The sequence below is a fragment of the Gracilibacillus orientalis genome, from assembly GCF_900114645.1.
Taxonomy (GTDB): domain Bacteria; phylum Bacillota; class Bacilli; order Bacillales; family Amphibacillaceae; genus Gracilibacillus; species Gracilibacillus orientalis.
Genome location: NZ_FOTR01000016.1, coordinates 1 through 12,479 on the forward strand (window position 1 = coordinate 1; position 12,479 = coordinate 12,479).

The following is a 12,479-nucleotide window of genomic DNA, read 5'->3' on the forward strand; positions in this document are numbered from 1 at the left end:
CTTAACTCGTTCATTTAATATATCCCTAAGTTTTGGATAAGTAATATATAGTTCAGCACCCACAGCAGTTCTTTCGAGCAACATACCTAATAGTAAATGAACTGGATAAACAATCTTGGTTGTCTTTTCGGCTTCCTTTTCTCCATTTTTAAGAACTCTTAAAGTACGTTCAGTGAATCTCAAGACCATCATCCCCCTTTCTAATTGTTTATAAATTCTATAAAGTGACTGAAAAATCTTTTAAAATAGGACATTATTTATGTAGTTCTTGTTCAACTCTAGCTCCCTTTAGTTTAATAATCTTTCAACTTTATTTTTTAGTTTCTATATTGAATATTTTTTTAATGACAAGTTCTAATATAATCCATATTCCAATAAAAACGCCAAAGTCAACGATAAATCCTAATGGTTCGCTTCCGTAATAAAATGGATTAAATGGGGCTGTTAAGCGATGAATTAAAAGTGTTAAACCCACAATTACTAACTGTACTTTAAATGAAATTATGAACACCTCCTCAAATTATAAAAACGTATCGTAACATTGTTCTACTTTACTTTTTCTTTAGCGCAATAGGATCTACCGCATCGACAACTTCCTATTCAATATTTGCACCCTTTAACTGAATAAATTAAGTGCTAATAAGTTAATTGAAGCAAACAATACCCCTAATGCAAATGTAGTTATGTAGTTCCTACTGAGTAGATAAAAAATTGCTTAAAACTGCTTATGTTATGCCCTAATACATATTTCAGAAGGGAAACAAGAAATGTAATTAATAACATTATAGTAATCCATAATTCCACAAGAACACCTCATTTCACTCAAAATATATTTTAATTCTTATTACATTAAACTGCCTTTTAACACAATAGGAGCTGCCACATCGACAACTCCTTATTCAATATTTGCCACCCTTTAGTTTAATAAGAGAGTTTACTTTTTTGACAAGATAGTTTTATCTAATGGGACAGTTGTTTCTAAAAAATCTTGGTCAATTTTAAAGAATATTTCTTTGAGTTTTTCTCTTCCACCCATTTTTTTTATGCCAATTCTGAACACGCTTAACATGTTCTTCATCACTTTTAACTTTGTTTTCAATAATTTCATAATTTTCATAGTTGTCATATTCCCAAATAGCAAAAATTTCCATGATACCGTTATCTTTTTTTGTCATCCACCTACCAACTAATCTTGAGCCATATTTAAGTTGGGTTGGTAGAAGAGTTTTATTAAAATGTTCGTTAAAATCATCTAAAATACTTGGATCAACATTGTACATCTTTCTACGATAAATCATCGTTTTTTTCACTCTCTCCTTTTAAGTCGTTATCAATATATTTCAATATTGGTTGAAATAACTCGCCAAGTTAACATTATATAACTTATTCAATAAAAAGGAGTATATTCTTCTTGAAGATAAGCCCCCGTTAGTTCAACAACATCCTTTATCACGATGTTGAAAATTAGTCATAAACTTTCAGAAATATGAACTATTTCTTTAATTACAAAGTCAGCTTCTTCGTTATCTTTAATTACAAATAAATGGTCTGCTTCCCCTTTTTCTGGGTCTATTACGTCTTCATTTAGAGACTCAGCCTGTTGGCGAATAAGTACATCCTTAAAATTAGAATAAGCCCCTCTAAATATATTGGAACTTCGTTGACTATGAATAACTCGCTCATGAAGAATTTCATCTGGAATATCAAAATGAACTAAGATACGTACAAACTCATTTTTATCATATATTTCTTCCAGTAAATACTTTCTCCCTTTTCTAGTTCGATTGGCACTACTAGTAATAATATGAAAATCAGTATGTTCTTTAGCGTAATCAACAATTAACTTTGAGATAGAATGCTTAAAAGTATTAGGTCCTTGTTTTGGTTGCAACTTTTTGTAATAAGTATTTATAAATTCAGCATGGTTATCTTGGTCCATAACAAAAGAGTTATTTAGCTCTTTTTCTAAAGCTTTTGCAAATGTACTTTTCCCGCTATGGGTTTTACCCACTGTAATAATTACTATCCTTTTCATGATTTCCCCTCATTCTCACATAAGAATATTTCACCATGTTAATTCAGCTAATTGTTAAACTATTCTGCCACGTTAGTTTAAGTGTAATTTTTCACAATTTCTATTTATCTTACCATAAAATTTCTAATATCTTTTGAACTTTTCTCCGATTTTCATTTTAAAATGAACCACAACTTATAAGTTATGATACCGATAAAGTAAAAGATATAATGCTTATTCCCCTAATCCTTCAACTTAGCAAACTCTTGTTACAATACATCCTCGTTAACAGAATCATGTTTTATTCCAGCTTTTATTTCATGCTTAGATGTAATGCTTACCTAACCGAATTATGTACTGTAGAATTTGTGCTTTAATTCTTGCATTCTCTAGTCGTATCAGCCAATTCCCACAATGCGTTAACCGTATCTTCTAATTACTATCAATAATCTTTTCTACTAAGACCTTACGTTGCTGTAATCGTCTGTCCAACTCAGCCTTAAATACAGCATCATCATTATACCAAACATATAAAGTTTGACTGGCAATTCCACAACGCTTTGCTATTTCTGTTTTTGTTAACTCTCCCTCAGCTAACAATTGAAATAGCCAATGTTTTTCTACCATTTAAAATTTCTATATTTTTACTACCATAAAGTTTACATTTTAATTTACAAATTGTTGTATTTATAATAATCTTATATTGAAATAATTATTTATGAGGTGTGTAATATGATAATAAATACGAATTGGTTCAGTATTTTTGCTAATATCCAATTAGATTATTTTAGTGAGTATAACGACAGGTTAGAAAGTTTTTTAGATTCTAAAAAAAATAATATCGAAGAAAGCTTTAATGATCGGATTCAAGCCTTAAAATTACAAAATGCTGAACAAAAAAATAAACTTTTCGAGATGCATTATGAAGATGAGTATCATTCATTTAACAAAGAATTTCCAACAATATTAAGAACCTCACTTTTCAATACTATATATTCACATCTTGAGGTTGAATTACATAATTTATGTAAAAGATTTGAAAATGATAAAAGCATTAAGGTTAATGACTTAAATCATAGAGGAATCGAAAGATCTAAGGTATATCTTACAAAGGTATGTAATATCGATTTTCCCTCAAATACAAATGAGTGGAGATTAATCAAAAACTATCAAACAATTAGAAATAAATTAACACATGAAGGCTATGAATTTACTGTTGATAAGGATAACAAAAAGCTTGTAACAGCTATTCAAAACGTTGTTGGTGTTAATATGGTCGATAGAAGGTTATATTATGAAGTCACTTTTGATGAAAGTTTTTGCTATATATTTCTTTCAATTCTTTATAACTTTTTTTATCAAATTGCAGAAATTTTACCCAACGAAAAATAAATACACTAAAATCAAGTAGTGTTTTAAAAATAAACTAATTACTTTTTGAAATCTTCCATTTCATACATAGATAGGAATTTAAGACCTGTTTTAGAAGTTTGCACTCTTTGATATGTCTTACCAGCTACTTTTATTTTTTCAACTAAATTAAATGCCATTAATTTTGGTGCAACACGAAAGAACACAAATTTATCTTCTTGATCCATACCGTATTGATTTTGAATTCCAATCGCTAGGACGTCCTTAAAAGTTACGAAAAGATCTAACAAAGACATCGATTTTCCTGCTAATTCTTCTGTAAAATCACTAGGAAAGTCAATACTAGTATCCATAAGATATTTTTTAACATCCTGATAAGAGTATCCTTCTATTTCATTTTCTTTATTTAGTTTTTCTTCTAACTTGTCATTAATTGTTCTTAGTTTACTTAATTCCTTTAATAGTTCATGATTTTCTTTTAACATAGCTTCATAATTGCCAACATCCTTACCTGAAACCCAACCTTTTAAACTTGTATCTCTTTCATTTTCTTTTAATGATTCTAAGACAGCTAACTTAATATCTTTGATGTCTGAGAAAAATTTAGAAGTTTTATTTAATACTTCTGTTTTAAAATCAATATATAATGGATAATTTTCTCGTTCCATCACGTTTTGTCCATGCATTTTTACTTTTTCATCTAACGCTTTATCATCAATAACAATTGCAAACCTTGGTAAACCTTTTTCTCCAGCATATTCATATTCCCAATGAGTGTAACTCTTCCCACTCTCTTCATCAATAGTTCCATATCTGCCGCCTAGAATTAACATATATACATCTGATTCTTCTATCCATCTTTTAATAGTTTCTTTTTGCGATTCATCGCCAGCTTTGAACAGTTCCATACCAGCAGGAATATGACCAGCATTTAATATAGATGATACTGCTGCCTGTCTTTCTTCTTGTAAATCAGTAAATGTAGATGAAACAAATACCTGTAATTTTTTCTCCATTTTAAATTGCCACCACCATTAGAACATATTTCCTATATTCTAACATATTTTTTACTGATCCTTTATTTGATAAACTATCTTTTTAACCATTTCAGCATCAAATACATTTGTAATATCTCTTACATCTCCAATATTATTATAGATGGATTAATATTTATTTAGGTATCCTCTACTTATTTTTTATACATATTTGTTATCTGCTATATACCTTGCTAGCTTTAGAAAAATATCTAAAGTATAAATGACAACTTGTTCGTTAATTTCAATATGTTTACCCTTACCAGTTACATTGCTGTTTGGAAACCTTCTATAAACCCATACAAAAAAATTTCACGACACGATTGATTTTATCATGTCAAACAATAGGATAGTTTAGTATCTTCATGTAATCACTAATTTTACATAATCTGCTTTCTAAAACTATTTATAAATCCTATCCCTCTATATATAATTATTAGCTAAAAGCTCCCCTAATTTATTTTATATTAATGAATACTTTATTTTGCACTTGGTAATAATAAATAATTTGGTCGTATAAGAATTGAATTTGTGGTGATACTGGTATTTAAAATACTAACGACACGGGAGCGATAGTAATGCTAATACTACCACAAACAATAATTATAACATGGGTCGGCTCTAATAGAAGTTATTATGAGGAAAGAGGATACCATTTCACAAGCTATCATGACACATTTAAAGTAAGTGTATTAGATCTACCTGTTAAGTCTAATAAAAAAGTTAAAGTTTTGTGTGACTACTGTAATGAAATTGGAATTAAAAGAGAGATTCTTAAGAATTATTCAGGATATAATAGTCAAAGATTGATTGTTGAAAAAGATGCTTGTAATGATTGTCAACAGTTGAAAAGAGAAGATATATTTCTTAATAAATATAACGTAATGAATCCATCACATTTATCAAAAGTTACAGAAAAAATAGCTAACAAACGTAGAACCTCTCTTTATAAAGTTAAAGAAGACTTTCTTAAGCAAGGTTTTAATTTATTGAGTAACCGTTATATAAATGACAGAACTCCTCTTAAGTTTTTATGTACAAAGCATACATCGCTTGGTACACAATTCGGAAATTATAAAAGTGTTTTAGAAAATCGGTTAATTTGCAAGGGATGTTTATCTGATAAGAAATCATTAAATACAGCAAAAGAAAAGAATCCCATGTGGAAAGGTGGAACTAGAAAACTAAATACACATTTGAGAGATATACTTGTTGAATGGAAAAAACAAAGCTTTAAAAGTTGCAATTATAAATGTATAGTCACAGGTGAAAGAAATCCACATAAACTTACGATACATCATTTATATAGCTTCCATAAAATAGTTAAAGAAGCACTTCTCCAATTAAAACTTTATATCAAAGAAAATATTGGTTTATACTCAAAAAAAGAACTTAATCTGATTGAACAAAGAGTTATTGAATTACATAAAAAGTATCCGCTTGGTGTTGTTTTAAAAAAAACTATACATAATCATTTTCATTCTATTTATAGGAGCAGTTATAGTACTCCAGAACAATTTATTGAGTATTTAGCTAAAAATTATGAAGGACAACACAACCTATCAATTAAATATTCAGAGAAACATAGGCGATATTTCCCACCAAAATATAATAGAAGTTCCTCCTTTCATGGGGTAACTTATGTAAATAAACAAAAAAGGAAATATTTAGCTAATATCAAACAAAATGGGAGTACTATTTATATAGGTTCATATGAAACTGAAATTGAAGCTGCTTATTTCTTTAATCAAAAAGCAATTGAACTAAGAGGAGAGCATACCACTTTAAACTATTTAACCGAAAAAGAAAAAAGTTTTGTAGAAGAAAGAATCAAAAATGGTTTTTATATAAGTAATAAAAAAACAAAATACAAAAATGTTAAAAAACGAGGAAAACATTGGGAATGTTCCTTTCATTATAAAAATAAATTATATTATGTAGGCTATTTTAAGAATGATAAAGAAGCAGCGTTAGCCTATAATAACTTTATTACCAAAAATAAATTTAATAAACCATTAAATATTATTTGATTGTTAACTAAATAGAATCTCAATTGCATTTACTTTCATGAATTATTAAACTACGAAATACCCTGTTATGCTATAAGGCAAGCGAATTTAAGCCATTAGAAAAAGATTGCCTCGATTGACAATTGTGGGGATGATAACTTGTTTATTTCAAGACAATTGTTCGAGTCTCTTTAAGTTTTTTGGTCTTTTAGTTTTTGGGGTAATCCCATATCCTTTAAAATAATCTTAGTTAAATCTTTCTTCACAACCTTCTTCCATATTGATACTGTAACCTTAGTTTTTTCAATAGTTATAGCATTTTTGCCATTTACCTTTGTTTTACTTTTTTAAAAAAAATACTATGGAAAGAAGAAATAAATTAAAATTAATTTCGTCGTTCATGAATAAATTAGAACCTTATTGTTACAATACACAGTACTGCGCAATCACTTATAAATAAAATTTAACAATGCTATAAACGCTCCCCCACCTTCTCTATCACATAGAAAAGACCTCTCACTATAATAGTAAGAGGTCTTTTCTGACATTAATAGTTACTTTAATTGATAAAATAAAAAGTAACTTACCCTACTAATGGTGACCGTCACTTAATATATATTATACCCTAAAAAATAACTTTAATACAGATAAAAACTCAAATTGTGATAATTTAAAAGCATACAATACAAAAATACACTATTAAGCTTATAAATCTGTATATTTTTCAACCGAACCATATGCCCTTTAAATAGGGTATTTCTTTTTTTATCCAATTTCTCTAAAATTATCTCTTCGATATTTAGATTTAGTTCATCTGCTAATAAAATGCTATATATCAATGTGTCAGCTAATTCTTCCTTAATATTGACAGAGTTATAGCTAATGGCTTCTTCACTATTTTTACATTGATAGGAAAGGTACTATACCAATACAGGAATCATAAAACTCAAAGATCTGATTAAGAAAACTATTTAATTTAAACCAATATTTCTTTATAATAAATCAAGTTGTCAACACCTAAATAAAGGACATGGTTATTATTTGTTTTAATTGCTATTGCGTGATTTATAAAAGTAACACATCCCTTCTACGCCATATAGGTTGTGAATTACTTTTTCATCAAGATATTCAGCTAGAAATTGACTCACACAAACGGTTGATCGTCACTTAATACTTACTTTCAATATAATAAATTGAAGTATACAAAAAAGATTAGTAATCACGATTAATTGTCATAAAAATTGGAAGTATATTATTTGCCAATTCTATTAAATTTTGAATTTTTAATTATAATTTAAAAAAATTTAAAGGAGAGTTTTTACAGTATTTCATTGCATAAACCTCTCTTCATTTATCTCTCAAAACGGCTCTACAGAGCTACTCACACTAGACAAAGAACTTGTTTTCTAGTATTATTATCACATAACATTAAACAGAAAAGCCAACAACAACATAAGCTTGATCAAGCTATGGCTCAAAACATTAAAACAATTAAATCATTCTTCAGTAGAGGTTATAGAATAAATGTGTCCTCATCTCTACAAAAGATGGTGTTTATCTTGTTTAGTTTTGATGCTACTAGCTTTTTTTATTAGCTAAAACAAAAAAACATTAAAAAGGAGAGAAGATTATAGGAAAAAAGGAGAGATTATATGGAAGTATACAAGACAGAGAAATTTTTTAGAGATGTACATCGAGGGAAATCTATTAATTTTCGATGCATTAACAAAAAAAATGTGTTTGATTACAATGGTCTATATAATGAGAAGACAAAGGACATATTATCACAATTCAATGAACAAGACTATGAAATTTATTTCCTTGTTAATTCAGGTGGCTTTAAATCAAAAGAAATCACAAGCTATAATTCTGTATTCCTTGATTTAGATTGTGGAAAAGATGAAGAAGGGAATTATATGGAGACAAAAATAGTAAATGATTACAAATATAAGAAGTCACTCGAATTATCAGAGTTTGAAGTACCACCTTCTTATATTATAGAAACACGAAACGGATACCACGTTTATTGGTTACTAGAAAATGGTGCAACTGCACAAGACTTTATGATATGTCAAGAAAGGTTGATAGAGTATTTTGATGGCGATCCAGTTGTAAAAAATCCGAATAGATTGCTTCGAGTACCAAACTATTATTGGTGTAAGGATAAGGACAGTAAATTTTTAGTAAGAACTTTACAATCAGAAGGGCATAGATACGAAATTCAACATATTATATCTTTATTACCAAAAGTAAAAGGATCTGTTAAAAGGGAAAAGAGTACCCACAGTAAAAAGGAATGTAATTCATTTCTTTCTATTGAGGGTACTAATCCCCCTGCTGGCTCACACATTGATTTAATAATTAATAAAGATATTGTTGAGTTGCAACAACTTATAAAACCAAAAGAAGTTGAATTAACTAGTCATATGCAGGTTTATGATTATTTAAAAAAGCAAGATCTTGCAAAGTTTTTAGGACTGGACGGATATAACTTTAATTGTATATTCCATGAAGACAATACTCCAAGTGCAGGTTTTGTTAAAAACGAAGAAACAGGGCATTTTATCTATAACTGTTTAAGCAGTTCCTGTAATGTTAGTTATAACATTATACAAGTTATTCAAAGTCTAACCAGTTGGGATACCCCAGAGTGCCTAACTTTCTTAAGGAAAGTATTCAAAGTAAGATATCCAGAATCTAAATGGAAACAAGAACGAGAGGCAGCACTTAATGAAAACATAAAAACGGTCTCCTCTCAGGAATTTGGCTTAAGATACAAAGAATTAAATCAATTTGTTACAAGATATTATGATTTTTTCTTATTATTTCATAAAATTACATTGGATCATATATATACAGAAAATTTTACTGATGCACAAGGTAATCCTGTTTTTTTCATTAGTACTAGAAAGTTAGCCCAGCATTTAAACAAGGATTCTAAAACAATTTCTAAAAGATGTAGCATTCTGGCATATCTTGGGTTGATAAGAAAATTACCCGAAAGTGAGATTCCATCACATATGTTAAAAAAGGCAAAAGAAATAGCAAGGAAAAGCAAACATGGAAAAATAACTTCTTACTATTCCATTCCTATATATGATAAAGTTAATTTGAATTTTTCACAAGAAAAAGCAATACAGTACACGGAACTTGGTTTTACTGTTAAAGGATTTAGCAGAGAGCTTATTTATCGTTCTTTAGGTGAAGAAGAAGCAAATAGAGTTTATCCTCTAATGAATGGAAAAGCAATTTCTGAAAATAGCCTAAAGGTTTCTTCGCAAGTGGAACTTATCATATTACAGCAGATTGAAGATAAGTGTTGGACTAGTGAAAAAGAAATTCTGGATATTATCTATAGTGAAAATGGAAGAAAGAATTATTATGAGAAATTGATAAAACGTATTTTACCAGAAATAGTAGAAAAATATAGCCTCGTAAAGATAAGGCTAAAAAAGTCAATTAAACTAAATTTCGGAATTCAAATAAATGGTTATCCTTTTATTATTACTACTAATGAAAATTTAAAATAATCATAGAATAGATCAAATTATAGAATAAGTCTAAGTAAGCAACCACTATGACTTATATGTGGATATCTGGATTAGTAATTGTTAAAAACATAGGTTGCAAACATAAAATTAAAACGAAAACCATACAATTACTAATCGAGATAAATCCAATATTTAATAATCTTTTTATTTTGAGAAGAAAATGCTATAAAAAATTTAGCCAAGCATTGTGTACATAGCTAATGATAGATCAAAAAATATGGAACTACAAAGATATAGTTCTTTATTTTTGAAAAGCATTTTACAAAGTTATTGAAACTGGATGAAATCTTAATTTCATTTATACTTCAATAACACTTATTCTACTTAGCTTCTTTTAAAAATTATTGATTTTAGTTCGTAAACAGCAATCATAGGATTTCGATGAATCATACGGTGACAGTTACTACAAAGCATTGCAATATCTTCAACCTTAGTCTTTTCTCCCTCTAGCATTTCTGACACAGGTTTTGTATGGTGTGCTTCTATAAAATTATTCCCACGCTCTCCATATACCTTTTCAAAATTAATATCACATGCTTCACAAAATAATTCTCCATATTTCTTTTGGAACAGCTTCTTAGCTTCTTTTACTAGATTTGGATCTCTTTCTTTGTATCTATGTAATCTGTATGCTTCTTTTCCTTCAGCAAATGCTTTCTCTTCGTCTATATCAACATATTTATCTTCGTCAATATTTTTACTATTTATGATTCTCTCCAAAGACTCAATTACTATAGCAAACTCTGATATTCCTTTATGTTTAAGTTGTTCAATTGCTTCTTTAATATCATTGTCTTGAAATAGACCTTTATGCTTATCTATTAACCCAATATAATGTAATATCCCCATTGATTGATAACCCCGACTATAATTAGAATCCATTCCAATTATATTCTCATCAAGCCATCTATGAGTTTTAGCATTGAATAGGTATTCATATATTATTTTATCTCTAACAGCATCACCATAGCTGTTATACTCACGTGAACGAGTTTTTGGCTCTAACTTAGGTATTTTATTTTGTATATCAAAACCAAGATTATTTAGATATGAATTTACTTCTTCTCCCCCATTAAACTTACTTGGGTGCAATTGTTCACCGTTAACATAATTGTTAGCAATCGATACTACATACTTAGGTGAGTAAAGTTTATTATTATATTGAACATGAAATTTTGTAGCTTCTCTCTCTTTTGGAGTGCCATGTTCATCAATGGAGTCAAATGCTTGGAGTATATGTTCTTTTTCTATATTTCTTGGTATTGTCAAACTGTTCACTTCCTTTGTATATTCTTTTTATAAATTTTTAAACGGTTTTCAATATTTACATCCTTTTCACAAAAAATCCGTTATCACTGTTTCATCTAATTAAGTAAATTATACCATATCAGTATTAAATCTTTTGACCCTTTCATAGTAATCTATGTACTTACATGCTTTCATCCATAAATATGGTATAATTTAAAAAACAGTGAGAGCTGACTCCAAATGGATAAAAGATAAATGTTTTGCACAAGTTTATTGACGACCTTCCAGAGGACAAACTGCCTGAAGCATATGAAATATTTTTGAATTTGGTTGTGGAGGAAGATGAAGTAGTAAGCAATGAAGAGAAAAAATAATTCGAACTTGATCGAAGGTAAATATAAAATGGAGAGATATTTCGAAGAAGTATTTGGATAGGAATGTAATGGAGAAAGGGATAAAAATTATTACTTACCTTTCATTTCTCGTAACTCTTCGAGAGTTTCAGAATTTGTTTTATGTAACTACTTTAATGTTCCTTCAATGGATAGAAGGATAAGAAAAAATATAATAATTATAATTACTTACAAATTAGTTCCCTCTACATTACTGATTAAAGCACCTCATGGTTTAAGTATAATTCTTCACGAAGATACCCTTCATCTTTGCTTTGCAATCTTATACATTAATAACTACACCTTTCTCCTTAAACAATGAACTTTAAAAAATGGCAACAAAAAAGTCGTCATTTGACGACTTTTAAAAATTTATTCGCTCATATACTGAGCACTTATAGCGATACCAGATACTCCTGTCCAAAATGTTTCCGATACAACAGATAAAAGAAATTTTGCATTTAGAAGACTAGGTAATTTCTTCATAGACATCTCTCCCGTCAATATTTTTAAGTCGATAATTCTTACTACAATTGCTAACAGGAGTAAACTTATTGCTACTGGTATAGATGGGGCTACAGTTACACTCGTAAGTGCTCAATATACGAACTATTTAACTATAATTAGTATATCACAAATATTCAAAAAAGTCAAAAATGGTCAAATATCAATTTACACAAAAAGGTATTTATGTAAAAATACTTTTTTAGAATGGGACTATAAAAATTAATTATTCCTTCTTCCACTGACCTGCTAGTTAGCATAATATTTCTCGCACCATTTTAACATAATATTCCAATGATTTTCATGTTGAATTTTAGCCATTAGAAAAAGATCACCTCGATTGGACGATCCTCTTC

The 12,479-nt window shown here is 28.7% G+C and carries 9 protein-coding genes and 1 pseudogene; 3 read left to right on the forward strand and 7 right to left on the reverse strand.

Features of this window, described 5'->3' with window-relative positions:
• The 4 genes and pseudogenes from BM121_RS19440 to BM121_RS19455 form a co-directional block, all read right to left on the reverse strand.
• Positions 1-183: pseudogene (locus tag BM121_RS19440) on the reverse strand (hypothetical protein); the annotation flags it as partial.
• An 815-nt stretch (positions 184-998) separates the two neighbouring features.
• The gene (locus tag BM121_RS19445) at positions 999-1,310 is read right to left on the reverse strand and encodes an NIPSNAP family protein (protein WP_245780858.1); all 312 of its coding nucleotides are present in this window, start codon (positions 1,308-1,310) and stop codon (positions 999-1,001) included.
• Positions 1,311-1,468: 158 nt separating this feature from the next.
• A complete protein-coding gene (locus BM121_RS19450) occupies positions 1,469-2,035 on the reverse strand; it encodes an AAA family ATPase (protein ID WP_091485804.1) in 567 nt (188 codons plus the stop codon).
• 411 nt (positions 2,036-2,446) lie between these two features.
• Positions 2,447-2,641 (reverse strand): hypothetical protein, encoded by a 195-nt coding sequence (locus BM121_RS19455; RefSeq protein WP_091485806.1) that lies wholly within the window; start codon positions 2,639-2,641, stop codon positions 2,447-2,449.
• 105 nt (positions 2,642-2,746) lie between these two features.
• Between BM121_RS19455 and BM121_RS19460 the strand changes: the two genes are divergently transcribed.
• Positions 2,747-3,406: a hypothetical protein gene (locus BM121_RS19460; protein ID WP_091485809.1), complete on the forward strand. Its 660-nt coding sequence runs from the start codon at positions 2,747-2,749 to the stop codon at positions 3,404-3,406.
• A 38-nt stretch (positions 3,407-3,444) separates the two neighbouring features.
• Here the strand turns inward: BM121_RS19460 and BM121_RS19465 are convergent, their stop codons facing one another.
• Positions 3,445-4,401, reverse strand: a complete 957-nt coding sequence (locus BM121_RS19465; RefSeq protein ID WP_091485812.1) for a DUF4062 domain-containing protein — start codon at positions 4,399-4,401, stop codon at positions 3,445-3,447.
• 596 nt (positions 4,402-4,997) lie between these two features.
• On the opposite strand from BM121_RS19465, the gene BM121_RS19470 reads away from it, so the two are divergent.
• The gene (locus tag BM121_RS19470; RefSeq protein ID WP_091485815.1) at positions 4,998-6,449 is read left to right on the forward strand and encodes an AP2/ERF family transcription factor; all 1,452 of its coding nucleotides are present in this window, start codon (positions 4,998-5,000) and stop codon (positions 6,447-6,449) included.
• 617 nt (positions 6,450-7,066) lie between these two features.
• On the opposite strand, the gene BM121_RS22755 is transcribed toward BM121_RS19470, so the two are convergent.
• Positions 7,067-7,312: a MazG-like family protein gene (locus BM121_RS22755; RefSeq protein WP_091485818.1), complete on the reverse strand. Its 246-nt coding sequence runs from the start codon at positions 7,310-7,312 to the stop codon at positions 7,067-7,069.
• Positions 7,313-8,080: 768 nt separating this feature from the next.
• Here BM121_RS22755 and BM121_RS19480 point away from each other — a divergent pair.
• Complete coding sequence (locus BM121_RS19480) at positions 8,081-9,958, forward strand: DNA-primase RepB domain-containing protein (RefSeq protein WP_091485821.1); 1,878 nt, start codon at positions 8,081-8,083, stop codon at positions 9,956-9,958.
• Between the two features lie 345 nt (positions 9,959-10,303).
• Here BM121_RS19480 and BM121_RS19485 read toward each other — a convergent pair whose 3' ends face one another.
• Positions 10,304-11,248 carry an HNH endonuclease gene (locus BM121_RS19485; RefSeq protein WP_091485824.1) on the reverse strand — a complete coding sequence of 315 codons (945 nt, stop codon included), beginning with the start codon at positions 11,246-11,248 and terminating at the stop codon, positions 10,304-10,306.
• Positions 11,249-12,479 lie beyond the last annotated feature (1,231 nt).

What these genes read in the sequence shown, in the direction of transcription:
- BM121_RS19470 (WP_091485815.1), top strand. Translation starts at nt 4,998, where the DNA reads ATGCTAATACTACCACAAACAATAATTATAACATGGGTCGGCTCTAAT.
- BM121_RS19460 (WP_091485809.1), top strand. Translation starts at nt 2,747, where the DNA reads ATGATAATAAATACGAATTGGTTCAGTATTTTTGCTAATATCCAATTA.
- BM121_RS19455 (WP_091485806.1), bottom strand. Translation starts at nt 2,641, where the DNA reads ATGGTAGAAAAACATTGGCTATTTCAATTGTTAGCTGAGGGAGAGTTA.
- BM121_RS19465 (WP_091485812.1), bottom strand. Translation starts at nt 4,401, where the DNA reads ATGGAGAAAAAATTACAGGTATTTGTTTCATCTACATTTACTGATTTA.
- BM121_RS19450 (WP_091485804.1), bottom strand. Translation starts at nt 2,035, where the DNA reads ATGAAAAGGATAGTAATTATTACAGTGGGTAAAACCCATAGCGGGAAA.
- BM121_RS19480 (WP_091485821.1), top strand. Translation starts at nt 8,081, where the DNA reads ATGGAAGTATACAAGACAGAGAAATTTTTTAGAGATGTACATCGAGGG.